This is a genomic window from Roseicyclus sp. (assembly GCF_965662675.1).
In the GTDB taxonomy this organism is placed as follows: domain Bacteria; phylum Pseudomonadota; class Alphaproteobacteria; order Rhodobacterales; family Rhodobacteraceae; genus Roseicyclus.
Map to the genome: position 1 here is coordinate 1 of NZ_CBFIIK010000032.1, position 23,682 is coordinate 23,682.

At 62.6% G+C, this 23,682-nt stretch carries 19 protein-coding genes; 12 read left to right on the forward strand and 7 right to left on the reverse strand.

Annotation, left to right across the window (positions count from 1 at the left end):
- The 5 genes from ACTG4J_RS07185 to ACTG4J_RS07205 form a co-directional block, all read right to left on the reverse strand.
- Positions 1–226, reverse strand: a 226-nt coding sequence (locus ACTG4J_RS07185; RefSeq protein WP_439138286.1) for a Na+/H+ antiporter subunit E, incomplete at its 3' end; no start/stop codon positions are given.
- On the reverse strand, positions 223–1,767 hold the full coding sequence (locus ACTG4J_RS07190) for a Na+/H+ antiporter subunit D (protein WP_439138288.1): 1,545 nt from the start codon (positions 1,765–1,767) through the stop codon (positions 223–225). The genes ACTG4J_RS07190 and ACTG4J_RS07185, both read right to left, overlap by 4 nt.
- Positions 1,764–2,138, reverse strand: a complete 375-nt coding sequence (locus ACTG4J_RS07195) for a Na+/H+ antiporter subunit C (RefSeq protein ID WP_439138289.1) — start codon at positions 2,136–2,138, stop codon at positions 1,764–1,766. Before ACTG4J_RS07195 ends, ACTG4J_RS07190 begins: the two co-directional genes overlap by 4 nt.
- A gap of 3 nt (positions 2,139–2,141) precedes the next feature.
- Positions 2,142–2,564: a Na+/H+ antiporter subunit B gene (locus ACTG4J_RS07200; RefSeq protein ID WP_439138291.1), complete on the reverse strand. Its 423-nt coding sequence runs from the start codon at positions 2,562–2,564 to the stop codon at positions 2,142–2,144.
- On the reverse strand, positions 2,561–4,852 hold the full coding sequence (locus ACTG4J_RS07205) for a putative monovalent cation/H+ antiporter subunit A (RefSeq protein ID WP_439138292.1): 2,292 nt from the start codon (positions 4,850–4,852) through the stop codon (positions 2,561–2,563). Before ACTG4J_RS07205 ends, ACTG4J_RS07200 begins: the two co-directional genes overlap by 4 nt.
- 724 nt (positions 4,853–5,576) lie before the next feature.
- Here ACTG4J_RS07205 and ACTG4J_RS07210 point away from each other — a divergent pair.
- From ACTG4J_RS07210 to ACTG4J_RS07260, 11 genes are all read left to right on the forward strand, one after another.
- Positions 5,577–6,515 carry a hydrogen peroxide-inducible genes activator gene (locus ACTG4J_RS07210; protein ID WP_439138293.1) on the forward strand — a complete coding sequence of 313 codons (939 nt, stop codon included), beginning with the start codon at positions 5,577–5,579 and terminating at the stop codon, positions 6,513–6,515.
- Positions 6,516–6,560: 45 nt separating this feature from the next.
- Positions 6,561–7,271, forward strand: a complete 711-nt coding sequence (locus ACTG4J_RS07215) for an Ldh family oxidoreductase (RefSeq protein WP_439138294.1) — start codon at positions 6,561–6,563, stop codon at positions 7,269–7,271.
- Positions 7,268–8,269: a LysR family transcriptional regulator gene (locus ACTG4J_RS07220; protein ID WP_439138295.1), complete on the forward strand. Its 1,002-nt coding sequence runs from the start codon at positions 7,268–7,270 to the stop codon at positions 8,267–8,269. Before ACTG4J_RS07215 ends, ACTG4J_RS07220 begins: the two co-directional genes overlap by 4 nt.
- Positions 8,270–8,657: 388 nt before the next feature.
- The gene (acs, locus tag ACTG4J_RS07225; RefSeq protein ID WP_439138297.1) at positions 8,658–10,601 is read left to right on the forward strand and encodes an acetate--CoA ligase; all 1,944 of its coding nucleotides are present in this window, start codon (positions 8,658–8,660) and stop codon (positions 10,599–10,601) included.
- 8 nt (positions 10,602–10,609) lie between these two features.
- On the forward strand, positions 10,610–11,299 hold the full coding sequence (locus ACTG4J_RS07230) for an adenylate kinase (RefSeq protein ID WP_439138299.1): 690 nt from the start codon (positions 10,610–10,612) through the stop codon (positions 11,297–11,299).
- Positions 11,300–11,392: 93 nt separating this feature from the next.
- Positions 11,393–11,647, forward strand: a complete 255-nt coding sequence (locus ACTG4J_RS07235; protein ID WP_439138300.1) for a DUF4212 domain-containing protein — start codon at positions 11,393–11,395, stop codon at positions 11,645–11,647.
- Between the two features lie 15 nt (positions 11,648–11,662).
- Positions 11,663–13,432, forward strand: coding sequence for a sodium:solute symporter family protein (locus tag ACTG4J_RS07240; RefSeq protein WP_439138302.1), 1,770 nt, complete (start codon positions 11,663–11,665; stop codon positions 13,430–13,432).
- Positions 13,433–13,538: 106 nt separating this feature from the next.
- A complete protein-coding gene (locus ACTG4J_RS07245; protein ID WP_439138303.1) occupies positions 13,539–15,353 on the forward strand; it encodes a DUF294 nucleotidyltransferase-like domain-containing protein in 1,815 nt (604 codons plus the stop codon).
- Positions 15,354–15,369: 16 nt separating this feature from the next.
- Positions 15,370–15,903, forward strand: coding sequence for a hypothetical protein (locus tag ACTG4J_RS07250; protein ID WP_439138304.1), 534 nt, complete (start codon positions 15,370–15,372; stop codon positions 15,901–15,903).
- A gap of 31 nt (positions 15,904–15,934) precedes the next feature.
- Complete coding sequence (locus tag ACTG4J_RS07255; protein WP_439138305.1) at positions 15,935–17,941, forward strand: exonuclease domain-containing protein; 2,007 nt, start codon at positions 15,935–15,937, stop codon at positions 17,939–17,941.
- 48 nt (positions 17,942–17,989) lie between these two features.
- A complete protein-coding gene (locus ACTG4J_RS07260; protein WP_439138307.1) occupies positions 17,990–18,682 on the forward strand; it encodes a GntR family transcriptional regulator in 693 nt (230 codons plus the stop codon).
- A gap of 104 nt (positions 18,683–18,786) precedes the next feature.
- Here the strand turns inward: ACTG4J_RS07260 and ACTG4J_RS07265 are convergent, their stop codons facing one another.
- Together ACTG4J_RS07265 and ACTG4J_RS07270 are read right to left on the reverse strand one after the other, a co-directional pair.
- Positions 18,787–20,235: an NAD-dependent succinate-semialdehyde dehydrogenase gene (locus tag ACTG4J_RS07265; RefSeq protein ID WP_439138308.1), complete on the reverse strand. Its 1,449-nt coding sequence runs from the start codon at positions 20,233–20,235 to the stop codon at positions 18,787–18,789.
- Positions 20,232–21,224, reverse strand: coding sequence for a type I glyceraldehyde-3-phosphate dehydrogenase (locus ACTG4J_RS07270; RefSeq protein WP_439138309.1), 993 nt, complete (start codon positions 21,222–21,224; stop codon positions 20,232–20,234). The genes ACTG4J_RS07265 and ACTG4J_RS07270 overlap by 4 nt, the downstream gene beginning before the upstream one ends.
- Before the next feature lie 111 nt (positions 21,225–21,335).
- Here ACTG4J_RS07270 and ACTG4J_RS07275 point away from each other — a divergent pair, with 111 nt between their 5' ends.
- Positions 21,336–23,579: a molybdopterin-dependent oxidoreductase gene (locus tag ACTG4J_RS07275; protein WP_439138311.1), complete on the forward strand. Its 2,244-nt coding sequence runs from the start codon at positions 21,336–21,338 to the stop codon at positions 23,577–23,579.
- Positions 23,580–23,682: the final 103 nt, after the last annotated feature.

Genomic DNA, 23,682 nt, shown 5'->3' on the forward strand with positions numbered 1-23,682 from the left:
CCTGCACCGAGGAGACGATCAACTCGTAGAGAAACAGCAAGACCAGCTTAGTCCATTTGATCGAGTGGCTAAAATAGCGCGCACTTCCCGGATAGAGCGAACGGGTGAGGTAGATGAAAATCGATCCCAGCACAAAGCCAACACCTAGGCTTGGCAAGGTGAAGCTGCCCATCAGCGCCGCCCATGAGATCGCCAGCGCGATGTTGAGGATGAGAAGATTGATCATTGCCCATCCTCCAGCATCGCGAGCGCCGCGCCACCCTGACCCCCATCCGGATTACCGAGCACAGCGGTGATATATTCGGTCGGATCAAGCAATTGCGCCGCCGAGCGTTCGGCGAATTGCACGAACGGCTCGGGGAAGAACCCGATGACGCAGGTCAGCGCGGCAAGGGACGCGATGGGGATCAGAAGCGCCGCGCGGTCATGACCCGAGAGCCGTGACAGCCGCGGTGCGACGCCCGCGGGATGCGGTTTCCAAAACGCGTAGCCCCAGATTTTCGTCATCGAATAGATCGTAAGCAAGCCAACGGCCAACGCCACCCCGGCGATCAGGTAGTTGCCGATATCGAGCGATGCCTTGACCAGCACGTATTTCGCCCAGAACCCCGAGAGCGGTGGAAAGCCCGCCAGCGAAAAGGCCGGGATCAGGAACAAGAAGCCAAGGAAGGGTGCGTAGCGGTATAGCCCGCCGATCCGGTCCAGATCGGTCGAACCCGCGATCCGCTCGGCAACGCCTGCGACCAGAAACAGGTTCGCCTTCACGATGATATGGTGGACGAGGTAGAACACCGCCCCGACGATCGCCAAGGGCGTATAAAGCGCAAGGCCCAAGATCATGTAGCCGATCTGGCTGACGATATGGAACGACAGGATGCGGCGCATGTCGTTCATTGCCGCAGCACCCAAGACCCCCGTCACCATGGTGAACCCCGCGATCCACAAAAGGATCGTATGGGTATAGGCCACATCAGTGGTGAAGATCAGCGTGAAGGTGCGGATCAGCGCATAGACGCCGACCTTGGTCAAAAGCCCCGCGAAGATGGCCGAGACCGAGAATGCCGGGGTGTGGTAGCTGGCAGGCAGCCAGAAAAACAGCGGGAAGAGTGCGGCCTTGACCCCGAAAGCCACGATGAACATCACCGCGATGACGAGCAAAAGCCCCTGATTTTCGACCTCGCGCACCGCGCTGTGCAGATCGGCCATGTTCAGCGTGCCGGTCAGACCGTAAAGCAGGCCGACCCCCGCCAGGAACAGGATCGTCGAGATCAGGTTGAGCGTGACGTATTTGATGCCACCATCAAGCTGTTCCTTCTTGCCGCCCAGCACCAGCAGGCCGAAGGACGAGATCAGCATCACCTCGAACCAGACATAGAGGTTGAAGATGTCGCCGGTCAGAAACGCGCCACAGACTCCCGCCAAAAGCACTTGGAACAGCGCGTGGTAGCCGAGCCGCTCTTTGCCTTCGTCGATATCGCCAAGCGCGTAAACCGCGACGGCCAGACCCGTGATGCCGGTGATCACCACCATGACCGCCGACAAAAGGTCAGCGACGAGCGTGATGCCGAAGGGGGCCGCCCATTGGCCCATCTGGGCCGCGATCACACCTTGATCCAGCACCTCCACCATCAAGATGGCCGAGGCCAAGAGCAGCGCGGCAGAGCCCGCAACCGACAGCCAGCGCCCAACGGGTGAGGCCCGGAACAAAAAGGCGAAAACCGCGGTGGCGAAGGGGATGATGATCGGGCTTGCGAGAATCCAGCTCATTTGCCGCCCTCCCCGCGTTCGACGACGGGTTCGGCGACGCGCATCTCATCCGAGTTCAAGGTGCCAAGCCCCTGGTAGCTGCGATAGACCAGCGTCAGCGCAAAGGCGAATAGGCCAAAACCGATCACGATAGCGGTCAACACCAGCGCTTGTGGCAGCGCATTGGCCACCTCGCCCACCGGCGCGTAGGCGCCATCGGGGATCAGCGGCGGCGCCTCGGGCGTCAGGCGTCCGGACGCGAAAATGGTCAGGTTGGCGGCGTTGGAAATCAGCACCATGCCGAACAAAAAGCGCAGCACATTGCGCGCCAGCATCAGGTAGACCGAGGCCGCGACAAGCACGCCGACGATAATGGCGATCAGGATTTCCATCGCTCAGACCTCCTCTTCCAAGGCCAGAACAAGGGTCAGGATCGCCCCGAACACCACGAGATAGACGCCGACATCGAACATCAGCACCGTGCTGATCGGCAGGCCCTTGTCGGTCTCGGTCGCGCCGAAAAACAGCCATTGCCCAGTAAAGAACGCATCCCCGTCGAAGGCCGCGAAAACACCCGCGAAAAGGGCCACGCCAAGGCCGATCATTGCGATATTCTGCGGATCGTGGCGCAGTGCCTTGCGCGTCGCATCGGCCCCCATCGCGATGGCGTGCAGCACAAAGCCCGTGGCGCCGATCAACCCGCCGATGAACCCACCACCCGGAAGGTTATGGCCGCGCCAGAGCATGTAGACCGAGAACAAGAGCAACAGCGCCGTCAGTAGCCGCGTGGCCGCATTGAGGATGATCGAGTTCATCATGTCCGGTCCTCCTCCTCGCCCTTGTCGCGGTCCGCGCCATAGCGCGCGCTGCGGAGCAGCCCGTAGGATGCCAGCGCCGCGATGACCACCACGGCAATCTCGCCGAATGTGTCGATGGCGCGGAAATCGACCAAGATCACGTTAACGATATTGGCCCCGAACGCTTCGGGCAGGCTGGTGATTTCAAAGTAATCGGTCAGGCGGCGGTCGATATCGCCCTGCACCACGCCGATCAGCACCAGCGTCACAAGCCCGCCCACCACGGCCGACAGCGCAAGATGCAAGGGCCTGACCTTTTGTTCATGGCGCATACCCAACTGCGGCAGCTTAAGCATCACCACCGCCACCAGAACGATGGACAGCGTTTCGACCAAAAGCTGGGTGATTGCCACATCGGGGGCCGAGAACATGATGAAGATCAGCGCAACGCCGACGCCGACAACGCCAAGCGAAGCGATGGCCGTCATGCGGTTACTGGTAATCGCCGCAATGATCGCGCCCGCGATGATGAACATCAACACGGCGTAATGCATGAATGCCAGACCACTCAGGTAGGCGGCCCAATCCACGCTGAAATTCAGCGCGCCTTTCAGCCAGATCGTGGCACCGATCGCGATGGCGAGGGTTGCGAAAACCGTGAAGATATAGCGCTGCAGCACGCCCGATTGCAAAATGCCCGTCTGCCATGCGGCCAGTGCCTTGAGCCCGTCCAGCACGCGGTCCCAACCGGGGTCGAACTTGATCGGATTGGCGGCAAAGACACGCCCCAGCCAGTCGCGCAGGGGGCGATGCACCAGATAGACCGCCGCGCCGGTGGCGAATGTAACCAGCGACAAGATGAAGGCGGCGTTCACCTCTTTGAAGAGGTAGAGATCAACGACATAGGAATAATCGCCATAGACAGCCCATGTGCCGGGCGCGACAAGCCATGCCTCGATCGTGTTCGGGAAAAGGCCAAAGCCCAGTGAGAAAGCACCAAGGATCAGCGGCCCGATCCACATCGCCCACGGCCCCTCATGCGCGGGGGTGGGCGTGTCGGCCAATGGCCCGGTAAAGGGACGCAAGACCGAAATCCCCGCCGCCGCGAACATCAAGACCGAGGCCGCGAAAATCGTGCCGGTCACCCAAAGGCTGGCGACATCGAGATCGAGGCCGGCCTTGTAGAGAAACTCCTTGCCGATAAAGCCCACGAAGGGCGGAATGCCCGCCATGGAAATCGCGGCCAGCGCGCCGCCCAGAAAGGTCAGCGGCATCTTGCGGCCCAGACCGCGCAGGATATTGGCGTCGCGCGTGCCGGTTTCGTGATCGACGATGCCGATCATCAAGAACAAGGCCGCCTTGTAGAGCGAATGAACAACAAGGAACGTCATCGCCGCCTTGATCGCGGCCGCACTCCCCGCGCCGATGAACAGCGTCAGCGCGCCCAGCGCCATCAGCGTCGTATAGGCCAGCACCATCTTGATATCGGTCTGGCGCACCGCAAGGATCGAGGCGAAGACGGTGGTAAAGCCGCCCGCGATGATCAGCGTCCAGAACCACAGATCGGTCTCACCCAAAGCGGGGTTCATGCGCGCCATGAGATAGACGCCGCCCTTCACCATCGTGGCCGAATGCAGATAGGCCGATACGGGCGTGGGTGCGGCCATCGCGTTGGGCAGCCAGAAATGGAACGGGAACTGCGCCGATTTGGTGAAGGCACCCGCAAGGAACAGGATCACGATCGGCACATATAGCGGATGCGCGCGGATCGCGTCGCCTTGTTGCAAGATCAACGACAACTCGAAGCTGCCCGCAACATTGCCGAGCATGATCATGCCCGCCAAAAGCGCCAAGCCGCCCGTGCCGGTGACAAGCAATGCCTGCAAGGCCGAGCGGCGCGATTTCGCCTCGTCCGAGGTGAAACCGATCAAAAGGTAGGAGGAGATCGTGGTGATCTCCCAGAAGACGAAGAGCGCGATCAGGTTGTCGGCCAGAACCAGCCCCAGCATGCCGGCCATGAACATCATCAAGAACAGCACGAAGCGCGGATATTCCGGGTGATTGCCCAAATACTTGGTGGAATAAAGCGTCACCAAGGCCCCGATCCCCGAGATCAACAGCGCGAAGGTCAGTGACAACCCGTCGATCAACACCGACAGGCGGATATCCATCGATGGCACCCAGTCGAGGCCCAGCAACACCGGCTGACCCGCCGCGACGGGGGCCACGAATTGCAGCATGTAGACGAAGATCGTGGCGGGGATCGCCACCGAAATCCAACCCGCAGGGCCGCCATAGACCCGGGGCACATCTGTGCCTGATTTCCCCAACCTTGCTCACCCCCTGCCCCGTGCGGCCTATTGCGTGGCGCGCAGTGATCATTCTTGCCGATGGCACTTCCCCGTCACCGCGGGGTATCGCGCCTTTCGGCCATGTTCTAACAGGCACATGCCCTTTCGTCAGCCCCGGCCAGCGCGGACCATACCCGGACAATCGCGTCCATGTTGATGCTCCATAGGCCCAGCCATGCGCTGAACACAAGTAGCCGCCGCCATCGCAGCGACCATAGTTCTCGCGCCGCTGACACTATGGCGGGCAATCGCGGTATTCAACGGCCCAACACCATTCCCAGATCAAGCCGATGCGCAAGGCATTGGGAAAGCCGGATATTGATGGAACATTCCGACAGCGCAATCCCCGCTACCCCCGCATGCCGGGGTTTTCCCGAACGATGCACCGTTTTCGGCCACCCGGCACGCGCGATGCTCACCGCAGGCCGAGCATGATTAAATACCGGATGCGCCGCGTCGGTTGACGGCAAAGTCCGCCGCGGCGCATCCGGTCTGAAAACATACCCGGTCCGTGAACACTGGAAGGGACAACCACCAGCTCGGATATATTTTCCGCGACGTCCCGCGCGTGCCCGCGTTTCGCCACCCCAATTGCTTGGTGGGCAAGAATTAGTCCGCAGTCACTATAGGAAAAAGATGGAAGTATGTTGATTTTCGATTGGAAAAACCTATTCATCGTAGCATGAGCACATCCATACCCCCCATCACCCTGCGCCAGATGCGATATCTGATCGCCTTGGAAGAAACCCAGCACTTCCGCGAGGGCGCGGAAAGCTGTGGCATCTCGCAACCCTCGCTCTCGGTTCAGATCAAAACCTTGGAGGACACGCTTGGCCTGACCTTGGTCGAGCGCGGGCGAGGTCCGGTGCGGCTGACACTGGCCGGGCGCGAAGTGGCGCGACGCGCCCGCGAAATTTTGGACGCAGCACAAGGGATCTTGGATCTTTCGGTCACATTGAAGTCGGGATTGGGCGGAACCATCCGGCTCGGCACCTCGGCGACGCTGGGGCCATATCTGATGCCGCATGTCATCAGCGATCTGCGCGCCAGCCATCCCGATCTGCGCCTCTATATCCGCGAGGCGGCGCCGCGCGATCTGTTGCGGGAATTGCACGACGGGGTGCATGACCTGATCTTGACGCAATTGCCCGTCTCGGGCGCGACGCTGTCGCATGCGCGACTGTTCCGCGAACCCTTAGCCGTCGCATTGCCCGCAGGGCACCCGCTGGCCGCGCGCGAAACCCTCGATAATGACGACCTGAGTGACAAGACGATTCTGTCGCTCTCGCCTGCCTATGCGCTTTACGACATGATCTCGGCACTCTGCGTCGAGACAGGGGCGCATCTGTCGCGAGAATACGAGGGCACATCGCTTGATGCGCTGCGCCAGATGGTTGCGATGAACATGGGGCTGACCTTTCTTCCCGCGCTCTATGTCGAAAGCGAAATCCAAGGGCGGGCGCGCGATGTGGTCACGCGCCCATTTCGTGGACGCCGCTTTGCCCGCTCGATCGGTTTGGTCTGGCGTGCATCATCGGGTGCAGCGCCCGCTTACGAGCGCCTGGCTGCTGCAATGCGCGACACTGCACGCAGATTTCCGCAGCTTGTGATAGAAGCATGACGCTGTGGCATTGACGGGTGGCGGGGCCGGCGCAAGACTGTGTCCATGACCGAATTCCTCAGCCTTGCCGATCTGCGCGCCTTGGCACGCGACTGCCTGATGAGAGCCGGCGCGCCCGAGACGGTGGCGCGTGCCGTCGCCGCAGAAGTGGCCGCCGCCGAGGCCGCAGGTGAGCGCGCGAACGGGATGGAAGCGCTGCTGCGCGATATTCGGTTGATGCGCTACGGACGGTTGAAGCCGGCCACTCCGGCGCAACAGATCCGCGCCCGTCCCGGTTTCATTCGGCTTGACGCGCAGCATGGGTTCGCCGCTGCCGCGCTTTCGGGGGCCATGTCCGATCTCGCGGGGCTGGGGCGGACACAAGGCATCGCTGTGCTGCGCCTTGAACGTAGCAGCGATCCCGGCGGGATGATCTGCGCCGCCGCCGCTTTGGGCGAACGCGGTCTGGCGGTATTGGCTTTCGGCCCCGATGGACCCGGGCGCATCGGCCATCCCGACCTGTCCGGGCCTGCCCTTCTTCCGACCCCGCCGCGCGCCGCGTTGAACTTGCTGTTTCCCGATATCGACCAAGACCAACCCGCCGATAGCCCGATCGGCGGGTTGGTGGGACATGTGGGCTGGCTGGTCGTGCTGGATGCGGGTCTTGCTGGCGACAGCTTTGCCAATGCTGCGATTTGGGACGGCGCGACAGCGCCGACAACCGCGGCCTCGATCGCCTGCTCGGCGGAACTTCTCGAACAGATCGTGAGCGCATGATGGGGGATATCTTGCTCAAGGGGGTAACGCTGCGCGGGCTCGAGGTCTTCGAAACACTGGCCCATACCGGCTCGGTTGCGACCACCGCGGAACGTCTGGGCATGAGCGCGCCTGCCGTCTCGCAACAATTGCGCAATCTCAGCACGGCGTTGGGTGTCGAATTGGTCGATCATTCGCGCAGGCCGATGGTGTTGACCTCAGCGGGGCGGCTGTTTCTCGTGAGAGCCGAGACCGCGCTACAAGCCCTGCGCGCAGGGCAGCGCGGCTTGAGCATGCTGGAGCTGTCCGAATTATCCGCGCTGTCCATGGGCGTGATCGAAGATTTCGAGAACGAGGTAACCCCGCATCTGGCGGCCGATTTGGCCGATGCGATGACGCAATGCGCCTTTCGGCTGGTCACGGGCGCCAGCCATGCGCTGCAAGCCCAGATCGCACGGCGCGAACTTGATCTGGCGATCTGTGCTGCCAGCAGCCCCGGACCAGGCGGCGCGCTGACACATCCCTTGATCGATGACCCATACATCCTTGCGGTCCCACGCGGCACCGATATCGCGCGCGGGTTCGACGGATTATCGCATCTGACATTTTTGCGCCGCGACCCCGATCAGGTGATGGGCCGCCAGATCGAACGCTACATCACCGCGTCGGGTTTGCGCCTGCCGCATCGGTTCGAGATGGATTCCAACCAATCCATCACCGCCTTGGTCGCAGGCGGCGGCAGTTGGACGATCACGACTCCCCTCAGCTTGCTGCGGGCGGGCCGTTTCGCCGGCGATATCGACGCCCACCCCCTGCCGGGTCCGCCGATGTCGCGCCGGATCGTGCTTTATGCGACGGGCGATTGGACCGGCCCGATCCCCGCGCGCATCGCCGAGCGTGCGCGTGAACTGATCGAAGAACATTTCGCGGCACCGGGTCGGCTGAAAATGCCATGGTTGAACGATAGCTTTTTGCCGTTGCCCCCTTTGGACGTGGAACAATCCGAGGCAAATTTGTAAATAAATTTACAATTGCTGCACTGCGCAGAACAAGTGATTTACACAAAAGTCCAGCCTTCCGAGACAGTTGTTCTCGAATGTGACGCGACCTGTCATCTTCCCGACATATTCTTGCGCACACGCAACACGTGCGTCGCGGGTAACGCGTCCGAGGGTAGCCAGCAGCAGATCGGAGGGAGGTCATCACGGCCTGATCGCTGTTCGCAACCTAAGATCATGGCGCAGCTTGTGGGAGGCTGACCAAATTTCGCGGCCCCGATACGGGGCGACCGGACAAAGCGGGCAAGATGCCTCGCTCCGAGAAATTTACAGAGATTCGCGTGCCCGTTTCCAGATCGCGCTTCTGTTTAGAAGCTTTACGACACGAGACCCTGAGGGAGAGACGACCTTGGCCACCACGACAAAACCCGGCCCAGCGCTGCTGCAAAATCCGCACATCGATACGGCAAAATACGACGCAATGTATGCAGCCTCGATCGCGGACCCCGAAGCTTTTTGGGGCGAGCAAGGCAAGCGGATCGACTGGATCAAGCCCTATAGCAAGGTCAAGGATACCTCTTTCGCCAAGGATGACCTGCATATCCGCTGGTACGAGGATGGCACGCTGAACGTGGCGGCCAATTGCATCGACCGCCATCTGGCGACCCGCGGCGATCAGACCGCGATCATCTTCGAGCCTGATGAGCCGACCGACCCGGCCCAGCACATCACCTATAACGACCTTGCCGCCCATGTCGGCCGCTTCGCCAATGTGCTGAAGGGTCTTGGCGTCAAAAAGGGTGACCGCGTCATCATTTACATGCCGATGATCCCCGAGGCCGCCTATGCGATGCTGGCATGCGCGCGGATCGGCGCGATCCATTCCATCGTCTTTGCAGGTTTCTCGCCCGATGCGCTTTCGGCGCGGATCAATGGTTGCGATGCCAAGCTGGTGATCACCTCGGATGGTGCGCCACGCGGGGGCCGCGTGACCGACCTCAAGGACAACGTGAACAAGGCGCTTTTGCATTGCGCTGACGATGTGCATTGCCTTGTCGTCAAGCGCACCGGCCAGCAGGTGGCATGGGTCGCGGGCCGCGATCATTGGTATGATGAACTGGCAGCCTCGGCATCGACAGCGTGCCCGGCCGAGGAAATGAACGCCGAAGACCCGCTGTTCATCCTTTATACCTCGGGGTCCACCGGTCAGCCCAAGGGCGTGGTCCACACCACCGGCGGCTATCTGGTCTATGCGTCGATGACCCACGAGATCACCTTCGATTACAAAGAGGGCGACATCTTCTGGTGCACCGCCGATGTGGGTTGGGTGACGGGCCACAGCTATATCGTCTATGGGCCGCTGGCCAATGGCGCGACCACCCTGATGTTCGAGGGCGTACCGACCTATCCCGATGCGGGCCGCTTCTGGGCCGTGTGCGACCGCCACAAGGTGAACCAGTTCTACACCGCCCCCACCGCGATCCGCGCGCTGATGGGCAAGGGGCCGGAATACGTCTCGAAATACGACCTCTCCTCGCTCAAGCTGTTGGGCTCGGTCGGTGAGCCGATCAACCCCGAGGCGTGGAATTGGTATAACGAACATGTCGGCCGTGGCCGCTGCCCGATCGTCGACACATGGTGGCAGACCGAGACCGGCGGCCATATGATGACGCCGCTTCCGGGCGCGCATGAGTTGAAGCCCGGCGCAGCGCAACGGCCCTTTTTCGGGGTGAAGCCCCTCGTTCTCGACGCGACAAGCGGCGCGATCATCGAGGGTAACGGCGTCGAGGGCGTCTTGGTGCTGGCCGATAGCTGGCCGGGCCAGATGCGCACCGTCTGGGGCGACCACGACCGCTTCTACAAGACCTATTTCAGCGATTACGCCGGTTACTACTTTACCGGCGACGGCTGCCGCCGCGACCAGGAAGGCGATTACTGGATCACCGGCCGCGTCGACGATGTGATCAACGTCTCGGGCCACCGCATGGGCACTGCCGAGGTCGAAAGCGCGCTGGTCGCACATGAAACCGTCAGCGAGGCCGCCGTTGTTGGCTATCCGCACCCGATCAAGGGCCAAGGCATCTATTGCTACGTCACCTTGATGGCCGACGAAACACCGACCGACGCGCTGAAGAAGACGCTGAGCGATTGGGTCCGCAACGAGATCGGCCCCATCGCCAAACCCGATGTCATCCAATGGGCGCCGGGCCTGCCCAAGACGCGTTCGGGCAAGATCATGCGCCGCATCTTGCGCAAGATCGCCGAGAACGATTTCGGCAGCCTCGGTGATATTTCGACCCTCGCCGATCCCTCGGTCGTCGATGACCTGATCGCGAACCGTGCCAAGGAATGACGGGACAAATGACGGACATCTCGACCACAACGCGTCCTGTGAACCTGATCTTGCTCGGCCCCCCCGGCGCGGGCAAGGGAACGCAAGCGCGCATGCTGCAAGACCGTTTCGGGCTTGTGCAGCTTTCGACCGGCGATCTGCTGCGCGGCGCCGTCGCGGCAGGAACCGAGGCCGGGCTTGCCGCCAAAGCCGTGATGGCGGCCGGTGGGCTGGTCTCGGATGCGATCGTGCTGGCCATTTTGGAAGAGCGGCTTGATCAACCTGATGTCGTGGCGGGCACCATTCTGGATGGTTTCCCGCGGACCGCCGTTCAGGCGCAAGCCCTCGATGATCTGTTGGGCGAGCGCGGCCAGCGGATCGATGCGGCCATCAGCCTTGCGGTGGACGACGCCGCGATGGTGGCCCGTGTTTCGGGGCGTTACACCTGCGGCGGCTGCGGCGAGGGGTATCACGACCTGTTCAAGCAGCCGAAAACGGCCGGGCAATGCGACAAGTGCGGATCGACCAACATGACCCGCCGCGCCGATGACAATGCCGAAACCGTGGGCGCGCGCCTTGCCGCCTATCATGCGCAGACCGCGCCCTTGATTGATTATTACCGCGCCCGCGATGTGCTGACCGAGGTGCCCGCAATGGGCGAGATCGGCGAGATCGCAGGCGCGCTGGACGCGATCGTGAGCGCGCTCACGACGCAATAAGGAATTCGGTGTCGCCCCAAAGGAGAGGGGCGGCGTCGGACGGACCGGCCGGGTCAGGAGAACCCGACCGGCACAACTCGAAGGGAGTAAGTAATGGCCGAAAACAATAACGCGTATTGGTCAGCGAACATCCGTCTGGTCACCATTTGCTTGGCGATCTGGGCGCTGTGTTCGTATGGCTTCGCAATTCTGCTTCGCCCGATGCTTTCCGGCATCGCGGTGGGTGGTACGGATCTGGGCTTTTGGTTCGCCCAGCAAGGATCAATCCTCGTCTTTCTTGCGCTGATCTTCTTCTACGCCTGGCGTATGAACAAGCTCGACAAAGAATTCGGCGTGGACGAGCAGTAAGGGACGGACGGAAACATGGATCAGTTTACCCTTAACCTGCTGGTGGTCGGCGCGTCGTTCGCCCTCTACATCGGCATCGCGATCTGGGCCCGCGCGGGTTCCACATCTGAATTCTACGCCGCTGGCCAGGGTGTGAACCCGGTCATCAACGGCATGGCGACCGCGGCTGACTGGATGTCGGCGGCATCGTTCATCTCGATGGCGGGTCTGATCGCCTTCGTTGGATACTCGAACTCGACCTTCTTGATGGGTTGGACCGGCGGCTACGTGCTTATGGCGATGCTGCTTGCCCCCTATCTGCGCAAGTTCGGCAAGTACACGGTTCCCGAATTCGTGGGCGATCGTTACTACTCCACCTCCGCACGCGTTGTGGCGGTGATCTGCCTTCTGGTGATCTCGGTGACCTATGTTATCGGCCAGATGACCGGCGCAGGCGTTGCCTTCTCGCGCTTCCTCGAAGTGACGTCGACCCAAGGTCTGTTGATCGCCTCGACGGTCGTGTTCATCTACGCCGTTCTCGGCGGCATGAAGGGCATCACCTACACGCAGGTGGCACAGTACATCGTGCTGATCGTCGCCTACACCATCCCGGCGGTCTTCATCTCGCTGCAACTGACCGGCAACCCGATCCCGGGTCTGGGTCTGTTCTCGACGATGCCCTCCACCGGCGAGCCGCTCTTGGTGACGCTCAACGGTCTTCTGACCGATCTGGGCTTCTCGGAATACACCACCGGTAACAACCCGTGGCTGATGGCGCTGTTCACACTCTCGCTCATGATCGGTACCGCCGGTCTGCCGCACGTGATCATCCGCTTCTTCACCGTTCCCAAGGTGGCTGACGCACGTTGGTCCGCCGGTTGGGCGCTGGTGTTCATCGCGCTGCTCTACCTGACGGCACCTGCCGTGGGTGCAATGGCCCGCCTGAACATCACGACCACCATGTGGCCCGAGGGTGTGCAGGGTGAAGCTGTTGCTGTGGACGAACTGCCCGATTGGTTCCAGACTTGGTCGGTCACCGGCCTGCTCAAGGTCGAAGACAAGAACGGCGACGGTCGCATCCAGTACTACAACGAAAGCGGTCCGGGCATGGCCGAGCTGGCCGCAGAGCGCGGCTGGGCCGGTAACGAGCTTGTCACCTTCAACCGTGACATCCTCGTGCTTGCAAACCCCGAGATTGCACAGCTTCCGGGCTGGGTGATCGCATTGATCGCTGCAGGCGGTCTTGCGGCTGCTCTGTCGACAGCAGCAGGTCTTCTGCTGGCCATTTCCTCGGCCATCAGCCACGATCTGGTGAAGTCGGTGTTCAACCCGAACATCACGGAAAAGGGCGAGCTTTTGGTGGCCCGCATCTCGATGGCATTCGCCATCGCGCTTGCGACATGGCTCGGGATCAACCCGCCGGGCTTCGCGGCACAGGTGGTGGCACTGGCCTTTGGTCTTGCTGCTGCAACCCTGTTCCCGACGCTGATGATGGGTATCTTCTCCAAGCGCATGAACGCGCCTGGGGCGACCTTGGGGATGGTTGCCGGTCTCGTCGTGACCTGCGCCTATCTCTTTACCTATCTGGGCGTGTTCTTCATCCCCGGCACCAACATGCTGGCGAACTCCGCCGACAACTGGCTGTTCGGCATCCCGCCGACACATTTCGGCCCGATCGGTGCATTGATCAACTTCGGCGTCGCCTACGCGGTGTCGAGCGTCACTGCGCCCCCGCCGAAAGAGATCCAAGATCTCGTCGAGTCGGTCCGCATTCCGCGCGGCGCTGGTGCGGCTTTGGCCAAGTAAGGTCAGACCATAGGGCGGGGCCTGCGACAATGCAGGCCCTGTTCAAAACAGCGGCGCATCCCGACAGATCGGGGTGCGCCTTTTTTTCGCCGGGGGAGCCATTTTGATGACCACCGACATCGCACAGACGCTTGCCACGACGCATCCCTATGATGTCCTGCCGGAAGATGCGCGCGCGACATTGGCGCGCGAAATCGCCATTATCGAGATCGCGGCAGGCAAGCTGGTCTATGCAAAGGGCGAGGTGCTGACCCATCTTTACCTGATCTTGTCGGGCCGGATCGACATCACCGACGAGGGGGGCGAGATCCTCTCGATCCTTGGGCCGCGCAATTCCTTTGGTGAGCGCGGCTTGATGAAGGATGGGCGCGGCGCCGTCACCGCGAAAGCTGCCGAGGACAGCCGCCTTATGGCTATTCCGGCCACTGTGTTTCACAAGCTGGTCAAGGATCATCCGCGCGTCTTGCGCTTTTTCGACCGCACCCGCCCCGCGGCTGCGCGCAAACAAGATATCACAACGATGGCGCTCTCTGATCTGATGACGCATGCGCCGCTGACCTGCCGCCCCGATACGCCTCTGATCGACGCGGCGCGCCAGATGCGCGCGTTGGGCGTGTCGTGCATCATCGCAACCGAAGCCGAGGCCGTGCGCGGTATCTTGACGACCGGCGACATCACCGCGCGCGCCGTGGCCGAGGGCTGCCCGCCCGAAACCCCCGTCGCGCAGGTCATGACACCCGACCCCATGACGCTTCCGCCGACGGCCCTTGTCGCCGATGTGCTGCATGCCATGGTCGAGCGCAAGATCACCCATATGCCCGTCGTCGCCTCCGGCAAGTTGGTCGGCATTCTGACCCAGACCGATCTGACGCGGTTTCAGGCGACATCGTCTGCGGCTTTAATCCGCGAGATTACAACCGCCGAGAATCGCGCCGCATTGGCGCGGATCGTCGCGCGCATTCCTGATCTGCTGGTGCAGCTGGTCGGCGGCCAGAACCCGCATCAGACCGTCACCCGCCTGATCACCGATATCGCCGATGCAACCACGCGTCGGCTGCTTGCGCTGGCCGAGGCAGAGCTAGGCCCGCCGCCCGTGCCCTATCTGTGGCTGGCCTGCGGCAGCCAAGGCCGTCAGGAGCAGACAGGTGTCAGCGATCAGGATAATTGCCTGATCCTCGACGATGGCGTCACACCCCCCGATGATGCCTATTTCGCGGCGCTGGCCAAATTCGTCAGCGACGGGTTGGATGAGGCAGGCTATTTCTATTGCCCCGGCGACATGATGGCCACGAATATCAAGTGGCGCCAACCGCTGCGGGTCTGGCGCGATTATTTCCGCCGATGGATCAATGTTCCCAACCCCGAGGCGCAGATGTTGTCATCGGTGATGTTCGACCTGCGCCCAATCGGTGGAGATATGGCGCTTTTCGATGATCTGCAGGCCGAAACCTTGGCCGCGGCGGCGAAGAATTCGATCTTCATGGCGCATCTGGTGTCGAACTCGCTCAAGCATCAGCCGCCCTTGGGCCTGTTTCGCGGTTTTGCCACGGTGCGCTCGGGCGAGCACAAGAACACCATCGACCTCAAGCACAACGGCGTGGTCCCGGTGGTCGATCTGGGCCGCATCTATGCACTGACCGGCCAGTTGCCCGTTGCAAATACCCGCGCGCGCCTGCTTGCCGCGATCGAAGTGGGCGCGGTATCGGCAACAGGCGGGCGCGATTTGCGCGATGCCTATGACATGATCGCCGATATCCGACTGGCCCACCAAGCCGCGCAGATCCGGCGTGGCGAGAAACCCGACAATTTCATGCCCCCCGCTGATCTGAGCGATTTCGAACGCAGCCACCTGCGCGATGCTTTCGTGGTGATCAAAACAATGCAGAATGCCGCTGCCGCTGGCCGTGGCTATCTCAGCTGAAAGGTGAACCACCCTCATGTTCTGGACCCTCGTGACTGTCATCTTCGCAGGCTTTGCCGGCGCCGGTATCGGCTTGGTGCTGCGTCATCTGACACGCAACCGGCTTGCCAAGGGTATCATCCCGGTCTGTGCTGGTCTGACAATGATCGTTGCGACCATCGGACAAGAATATGGCTGGTACGACGGCGCGCGCAGCACGATGGCGGCCGATCTGGTTGTGATCACCACGCGCGAGCAACAAAATTGGTACCAGCCATGGACATTTGTTCAACCTTGGGTACGGGGCTTCATCTCTTTCTCACCCTCCGAGACGGTCGAGACTGCCGAGGGTTCGGGCCTTTTCGCCGTGCAATTGCGCCTGCAGGAACGCTGGCAGCCACAGATGGTGCGCCCTGCACTGTTCGATTGCACGGGCGCACGTTGGACGGATCTCACGGCCGCGATGCGCTTTGACGCCTCCGGTCATCCGGTCGATGCGATCTGGCGCGAAGAGGCGCGCGAGGATGTGATCTTTGCCACCATTTGCGCGACCCACGGCACCGACGGCTGAGCCGCAGGGCCCAAAAAGGGGGGGCATATCCATGTTGAGCCGATTATCCCTGCGCCTGCGGATATTTTTGTTCTTCGCCCTTATGGCCTTTGGCGGTGCGGCACTCGTGATCGCGGGGCTGATCATCGGCTACATGCGGCTGGCCGAGGCACATGCGCTTAGCGCCTTCATCATCGCGGGCGCGGTCGCGATTTTTTCGATCCTCGGCCTGACGACATGGATCTGGGTCTTGTTCGATGAACATGTCGCAAGGCCCGTCGAACGATTGGCCGCCGATCTGCGTGCGCGGGCGCATTCCGAAATCGATCAAGGGATAGATCTCGCGATTGCCCGCTATCTGGGCGATCTGGCACCCGCCGCCGATGCGGTCGCCGCCAACCTGACCGAGACGCGCAACGCGATGGCCATGGCGGTGGGGCGTGAAACCGCGCGGCTCAATGCCGAGAAAACCCGGCTCGAAGCGCTTTTGGCCGAGATCCCCGATGGGGTCATGTTCTGCACCGGCAACCATATGATCGCACTCTATAACGGGCGCTGCCGCGACATCTTGCGTGATGACCCGGCGCTGGGTCTGGGCAGGCCGGTGGCAGGTCTTTTGATGATGGGGCCGATCCGCCAAGCCTATGGGCGTTTGGCGGCACAAACAGGCCCAGAGGGGACCGATATCTTGGTCACCACAAGGCAAGGCGGCCAGCTATTGGAGGCGCGGCTCCGCCTTGTCCACCTTGCCGGGCAAACCGATGGCGCGCCGGGCTATGTGCTGACGCTGCGCGATGTGACCGCCGATCTGAAGGTACAGGCCGAGCGCGCGCATCTGTTGACGCGGCTCTTGACGACACTTGAGGGCTGCCTTCCCGATCTGCCTGACAGCCCCGCCAAGGCCAAGCTTGCCGCGCTGGCCCAAGACACGGCGGCGCGCAAATCGGCGACCGATACCGCATGGTGGCCGATGGAGGCACTCGGCGCCGCCGATCTGGGTGCTGCCCTGCACACGCGCCTCGCGCGGAAAGGTGTGGCCCTTCACCCTGATCTCGACATGACCGAATTGCGCTGCGACGGGTTCGCGATCACCCGCATGCTGGAACGCCTCGCCATGTCGTGGTCCGAGCGCGGAGCGGATGATTTTGTCCTGACGCTGGCATCCAAAGGGCCGGTACATGCAGCACTCAGCCTCGAGGCCGCAGGCAACGCGCCCGATCCCGCGGATCTCGCGCAATGGTTGGCCACCCCGCTGTCCCCCGGCCTGTCGGGCTTTGGTGGCGATGACGTCTTGCTCAGCCATGGCACCCGGATCGGGATCGAACCGGCGGGGCCCGGTCGCCACGCGCTGCGCCTGTCACTCGATCTGGCCGCACCGCGCCCGGTTGGGCCAAGCCGCATGGTGATGTATGATTTCGACCTGTTGCATGCCGCCATTCCCGAAGCCTTGGCCAAGGCTGCGTTGAAATCACTCAGCTATGTGATCTTCGATACCGAAACCACGGGGCTGAACCCGCAAACGGACGAGATCTGCCAGATCGCCGCCCTCCGCGTGGTCAATGGCAAGATCGTGGCTGGCGAACGCTTCGACATGCTGGTCAATCCCGGCCGCCGCATCCCCGCCGCCGCCACGGCGGTGCATCATATCAACGATGCGATGGTGGCTGATGCCGCCGACGTCGTGTCGGCACTGACCCGCTTTCACGCCTTTGCCAAGGGTTCTGTGCTGGTCGCCCATAACGCCCCGTTCGACATGAGCTTTCTGCGCCGCCGCGAGTCCGAGATCGGCGCGCGCTTCGATCAGCCCATCCTCGACACCGTGCTGTGTTCGGCGATCCTCTATGGCCAATCGGCCGAGCATACGCTCGACGCGCTCTGCGCGCGCCTGCATATCCAAATCCCCGATGAAGCCCGCCACACCGCCATCGGCGATGCGATCGCCACCACCGAGGCTTTCCGCAAGATGATCCCGATGCTCGAAGCGGCAGCACTGCCCAATTTGGAAGCATTGATCAAAGCTTTCGACCGCCATAGCCGTTTGATCGAACATCTGAATTGACCCGTACCCCATCGCCGAGCAGCTTCGAACAAAAGGATAGTAATGATCATGGCGCGTGTACCGCTCTACAAGGCCGTTGAGACCGAAATGATCCGCCGGATAACGGCGGGCGAATGGGCTTTGGGCCTGCGCCTGCCAAATGAATTCGGCTTGGCCGCGGAATTCGGCGTCAGCCAAGGCACGATGCGCCGCGCGCTCATCACATTGGAGAGTTTAGGGTTATTGGCGCGCAAACCGGGGCGCGGCACCGTTGTCTGCGCGCCCGCGACCACCCCCGGCACCGCGCAAGCAAGCGCTGCGCAGTCACAACTGCGCGATGCAAACGGCGCGGCCCTGATCTTGGATGTCTACCGCGCGCGCAGCATCACACGCGGCGCCGATGACCTTGAAATGGCCCTGTTCGGCACGGCGCGCCTTGCCACGCTCGAGCGTGTCTTCCTGCGTGACACCAAGCGCGCCGCCCGCGATATGGTCACCCTGCCCGAAAGCTTGATCCCCGCCATCGATGAAGATGCCGATCCCGATCTGGCGGAATTGCTGCACGACGCCGGGCTGGCATTTGATTGCATCGACGAAGAAGTCAGCGCCGCCGTGACGACGATGAGCGCCTCCGTCGCGCTGGCCTGCGACCGCCATACGGCTTTGCTGGTGCTGACACGCATCGCCCGCGACGCCCAAGGCAAAGCCATCGCGCGCCAAGAGTTGCAACTCATCGCCGACGGTATCAGCTACGGCGCGTAACCCTTGATCAAGCTCAACGCGCCTTGCCCATCTTTGCTGTCCAAATACTCCCGCCGGAGGCCCCCGCCGCCCGCAAGGGGCGATGGCAGCCCGGACGGCGCGCCTCAGATCCCATCGATACAGACATATTTCGTATCGAGATAATCCTCGAGGCCTTGGCTTCCGCCCTCCTTGCCAAGCCCGCTTTCCTTGACCCCGCCAAAGGGGGCCTCGACCGTGGTGATCAAGCCGGAATTGATGCCGATCATACCATAGGCCAGCCGCTCGTTCAGGCGAAACGCCCGGCCCAGATCGCGGGTATAGACGTAAGATGCCAGCCCGAACTCGGTGGCATTGGCCATGGCGAGCACCTCCTCCTCGGTCTCGAAGCGGAAGACGGGGGCGAGGGGGCCGAAAATCTCCTCGCGCGCGAAAGCCATGTCTTGCGTCGCGCCGGTCAGGATCGTCGGCTGGAAAAAGGTGCCGCCGAGTTGGTGGCGCGTGCCACCCAGCACGACCTGCGCCCCCTTGGCCTTCGCATCGTCGAGAAATTCCTCGACCTTGGCCACCGCCGCCGCATCGATCAGCGGGCCTTGCGCCACGCCCGCCTCGCGCCCATCGCCCACTTTCAGTGCGCGGGTTTTCTCCACCAGCTTGGCAACAAAGGCATCATGCACGCCCGCCTGCACATAGATGCGGTTGGCGCAGACGCAGGTCTGGCCCGAATTTCGGTATTTCGATACGATCGCCCCGTCCGCCGCCGCATCCAGATCGGCGTCGTCGAAAACGATAAAGGGCGCGTTGCCGCCTAATTCCATAGACACCTTCTTGACCGTATCTGCCGAGGCACGGATCAACTCCTTGCCCACTTCGGTCGAGCCGGTGAAGGTCACCTTGCGGACTTCGGAGCGTTCCATCATCGCGCCTGCAATGGCGCGCGCGGAGCCCGTGACAATGTTCACCACCCCCGAAGGATAGCCGACCTCCTCGGCCAGCGCGGCCCAGGCCAGGCCGCTATAGGGGGTCGCGGTGGCGGGTTTTGCCACCACCGTGCAGCCCACCGCCAGCGCAGGCGCCACCTTGCGCGCCAGCATGGACGAGGGGAAATTCCATGGCGTGATCATGCCCACCACGCCGACCGGGTGCTTGGTCACAAGGATGCGGCGACCATTCACGCCAGCGGGCACGATCTCGCCCTTGGCGCGGCGGGCCTCTTCGGCGAACCAACGGACATATTGCGCGCCGATGGCGATCTCGCCCATGGCCTCGGCCATTGGCTTGCCCATCTCGACAGTCAAAAGCTCGGCCAGCGCCGCCTGATTGTCCATCAGCGCATCATGCAGCTTCCACAAAAGCCCCACCCGGCTCATCAAATCCATCGCGGCAAAGGCCGGAAAGGCGGCAGCGGCGGCATCAATGGCGCGATGGGTCTCGGCCGCGCCACAGGCGGGAACGGTGCCGATCACCTCACCCGTGGCGGGGTTGGTCACGTCGATGGTCTTGGCGCTATCCGCGCCCACCCATGCGCCACCGATAAAATTGCCCTGACGCATCCATTTTTGCCAATCGCTCATCGCATCGCTCCCATCTTGCGGGCCAGATCGAGCATCCGGCACGAAAAGCCCCATTCATTGTCATACCAGCCAAAGACCCGCAGCATCCCGCCCTTGGCGCGCTTGATCTCGGGCCCTTGCACGATCACCGACTCCGGCCGCGCGCGCAGGTCCGTCGAGACCAGCGTCTTTTCGGTATAGCCGATGATTTGCCCGGCTTGGGCCTCGAAAAAGGCTTGTGCCACATCGGCTTGCGGCTTTTCGCGCGTGATCACCGCCAGATCCACGCACGAGACCGAGGCAACGGGCACCCGCACCGCCGACCCGGTGATCCTTCCTGCCAGATACGGCAGAACCACATCGACCAAGATCGCCGCACTTGTCGTCGTCGGCACCATCGAGAGGGCGGCGGCGCGCGAGCGTGCGAAATCATCGCCCATGGGCTGATCGACCGTGGGCTGGCTGCCGGTATAGCAATGAACAGTGGTCAAGAGAGCGCTTTCCAAACCCCATTGCGCATCGATCATCGCGGCGAGCGGCGCCACTGCATTGGTTGTACAAGAGGCATTGGACACGATCCGGTGCGCAGGCAGAAGTGCTGCATCATTGGCACCCAGAACGACGGTCACATCGGCCTCTGGCGATGGGCCAGAGACAAGCACCCGGCCCGCACCGGCATCAAGACCAGCTTCGGCGAAACTGCGCGTACGGGCAAGCCCTGTGCATTCCATCACCACATCGATGGCCGACAGGTCGAGCAAGGCCAGATCAGGCACTTGGGTAAAAGGTATCTCACGCGCGCCGATGCGCAAAATCCCCTCGCCAGCAGTGACCTCTTCAGGCCAAGGGCCGAAGACGCTGTCATATTGGAACAGATATGCGCAGGTTTTCAGCGGCGCGATATCGTTTAGCGCCACGATCTCGATCTCGGGCCAGCCGCCGCCCAGCCATGCGCGTAGAACCGACCGGCCGATGCGCCCGAACCCGTTGATAGCAACCTTGATGGTCATGCGCGCGCTCCCTTTGGCTGAAGTGATGCCGCCCCGTGACGCTCGGCGCAAGGGGGCCATTCCCCCGCCTGTGGCCACGCGATAAGCTAGGCGCAACAGCGGGGGTGGTACATGGACGGCAACAATCGACAAAGGCGCGTGACCTCAAGCCATTGGGGTGCCTTCGAGGTCGAGACCGAGGGCGACAGGATCATCGCAACATATCCCTTTGGCCCCGATCCATCGCCACCCGCAATCCCCGCGATCTTGCCCGCGGCCGTGCATCATCCCTCGCGCATAGCGCGCCCCGCCATCCGTCGGGCATGGCTGGCCACACGCGACCGCGCGGGTCGGGGCGATGGCGATTACGTGACCCCGCCATGGGACGAGGCGCTGGATATCGCCGCCGCCGAACTCGACCGCATCCGCAAGACCCACGGCAATGGTGCGATTTATGGCGGCTCCTACGGCTGGGCCTCGGCCGGGCGGTTCCACCACGCGCAGGGGCAGGTGCATCGTTTCCTCAACATGATTGGCGGCTATGTCGCAAGCTTCGGCAGCTATTCCACCGGCTGCGCGCAATCCATCATGCCCCATGTCTTCGGCGAGAATTTCCTGACCCTGACCTACGAGGTGCAGGACAGCTACGCCACCATTGCAGAACATACCCAAACGCTGGTCATGTTCGGCGGCATCAATCCCAAGAATTCCATGGTCTCGATGGGCGGCATCACCGAGCATCAGACAGGCGGTTGGTTCGACCGCTTCGCCGAAACGGGCATGACCCGGGTCAACATCGGCCCCCAGCGCACCGACGCGCCCGAAGGCTGCGACTGGCTCCCCTGTCGCCCCGGATCTGATACGGCTTTGATGTTGGCGCTCGCCTATGTGCTGGAAACCGAGGGGCTGGCCGATCACGCCTTTCTCGACCGCTACAGCACGGGCTATGACCGTTTCCGCCCCTACCTGTTGGGCGACACGGACGGCACCCCCAAATCCCCCGAATGGGCCGCGCCGCTGACGGGCGTCAGCCCGGAAAAGGTGCGCGCCCTTGCCCGCCGCATGGCCACGACCCGCACGCTGATCACCGTCGCATGGTCGCTGCAACGCGCCGAGCATGGCGAACAACCTTATTGGATGTCCGCCGTTCTGGCGGCAATGCTGGGCCAGATCGGCCTGCCCGGCGGCGGTGTGGGCTATGGCTATGGCGCGATCGGCGGCATCGGCAAGGATTTCAAACCCATCGGCGGCATGACCCTGCCGCAAGGGGACAACCGGGTTTCCGATGTTATCCCGGTGGCGCGTGTCGCTGACATGCTGCTCAATCCCGGCCAGCCCTATGACTTCAACGGCGAACGCCGCATCTACCCCGATATCCGCCTTGTCTATTGGGCAGGTGGCAATCCGTTCCACCACCATCAGGATCTGAACCGCCTGCACCGGGCGTGGGAGCAGCCCGAAACGATCATCGTGAACGAACCGTGGTGGACCGCGACCGCCCAGCGCGCCGATATCGTCTTTCCCGCCACCACCCCCTACGAGCGCGAGGATATCGGGCGCTCCCCGCTCGACGACTACCTCTTCCACATGCCGCAACTGATCCCGCCCGTGGATCAGGCGCGCGATGATTACGCAATCTTCGCAGGGCTGGCCGACCGCCTTGGCGTGGGCGAGACCTTCACCGAGGGACGCGACCCCGCCCAATGGATCGCGCATCTTTATCAAGGCCTGCAAGATCGCGGCGCGGCGGCGGGTGTTGCGGTACCAAGCCTTTCGGAGTTGCGCGCGATGAACTGGGTCAAGCTCGACCTTGCGGCGGAGGAACAGCCCAAGCCCGTCCTGCGCCGTTTCCGCGCCGATCCCGACGGCGCGCCGCTCAAGACGCCATCGGGCAAGATCGAGATCTTCTCGGACCGGATCGACAGCTTCGGCTATGAGGATTGCCCCGGCCATCCGGTCTGGCTGCCGCCCAAGGAATGGCCGGGGGCCGCAACCGCCGAGGCCCCGCTGCATCTGGTGTCACCGCAGCCGGGCGACAAGCTGCATTCCCAGCTTGAGGCCGCCTTGGCCGATGTGGAGGGCGCGCGGCCCGAGACCGTTCTTATACATGAAAAAGATGCCAAATCCCGCGGCATCGCCACGGGCGATCTGGTGCGGGTGTTCAACGGGCGCGGTGCCGTGCGTGCGCGGGCAAAGGTGACGAGCGACATCTTGCAAGGGGTGGTGGCGCTGCCAACTGGCGCTTGGGTCGGGGGGCCCGGTCAGAACATGGATATGAACGGCAACCCCAATGTGCTGACGCGGGATGTCGGCACCTCGCGCTTGGGCCAAGGCACCAGCGCCCATTCGGCGTTGGTCGAGGTGGAGAAGCTCTAGGGGGCGCAAAACTGCAGTTTTGCTGATCGAAAATCCGCAGAGTTCCGGTTGGGAAAACCGTTTCCGCCGCGCCGCCACAGACTCCGCCACGGCCTGCTTGTAG

What these genes read in the sequence shown, in the direction of transcription:
- ACTG4J_RS07190 (WP_439138288.1), bottom strand. Translation starts at nt 1,767, where the DNA reads ATGAGCTGGATTCTCGCAAGCCCGATCATCATCCCCTTCGCCACCGCG.
- ACTG4J_RS07195 (WP_439138289.1), bottom strand. Translation starts at nt 2,138, where the DNA reads ATGGAAATCCTGATCGCCATTATCGTCGGCGTGCTTGTCGCGGCCTCG.
- ACTG4J_RS07200 (WP_439138291.1), bottom strand. Translation starts at nt 2,564, where the DNA reads ATGATGAACTCGATCATCCTCAATGCGGCCACGCGGCTACTGACGGCG.
- ACTG4J_RS07210 (WP_439138293.1), top strand. Translation starts at nt 5,577, where the DNA reads ATGAGCACATCCATACCCCCCATCACCCTGCGCCAGATGCGATATCTG.
- ACTG4J_RS07215 (WP_439138294.1), top strand. Translation starts at nt 6,561, where the DNA reads ATGACCGAATTCCTCAGCCTTGCCGATCTGCGCGCCTTGGCACGCGAC.
- ACTG4J_RS07220 (WP_439138295.1), top strand. Translation starts at nt 7,268, where the DNA reads ATGATGGGGGATATCTTGCTCAAGGGGGTAACGCTGCGCGGGCTCGAG.
- ACTG4J_RS07230 (WP_439138299.1), top strand. Translation starts at nt 10,610, where the DNA reads ATGACGGACATCTCGACCACAACGCGTCCTGTGAACCTGATCTTGCTC.
- ACTG4J_RS07235 (WP_439138300.1), top strand. Translation starts at nt 11,393, where the DNA reads ATGGCCGAAAACAATAACGCGTATTGGTCAGCGAACATCCGTCTGGTC.
- ACTG4J_RS07240 (WP_439138302.1), top strand. Translation starts at nt 11,663, where the DNA reads ATGGATCAGTTTACCCTTAACCTGCTGGTGGTCGGCGCGTCGTTCGCC.
- ACTG4J_RS07245 (WP_439138303.1), top strand. Translation starts at nt 13,539, where the DNA reads ATGACCACCGACATCGCACAGACGCTTGCCACGACGCATCCCTATGAT.
- ACTG4J_RS07250 (WP_439138304.1), top strand. Translation starts at nt 15,370, where the DNA reads ATGTTCTGGACCCTCGTGACTGTCATCTTCGCAGGCTTTGCCGGCGCC.
- ACTG4J_RS07255 (WP_439138305.1), top strand. Translation starts at nt 15,935, where the DNA reads ATGTTGAGCCGATTATCCCTGCGCCTGCGGATATTTTTGTTCTTCGCC.
- ACTG4J_RS07260 (WP_439138307.1), top strand. Translation starts at nt 17,990, where the DNA reads ATGGCGCGTGTACCGCTCTACAAGGCCGTTGAGACCGAAATGATCCGC.
- ACTG4J_RS07265 (WP_439138308.1), bottom strand. Translation starts at nt 20,235, where the DNA reads ATGAGCGATTGGCAAAAATGGATGCGTCAGGGCAATTTTATCGGTGGC.
- ACTG4J_RS07270 (WP_439138309.1), bottom strand. Translation starts at nt 21,224, where the DNA reads ATGACCATCAAGGTTGCTATCAACGGGTTCGGGCGCATCGGCCGGTCG.
- ACTG4J_RS07275 (WP_439138311.1), top strand. Translation starts at nt 21,336, where the DNA reads ATGGACGGCAACAATCGACAAAGGCGCGTGACCTCAAGCCATTGGGGT.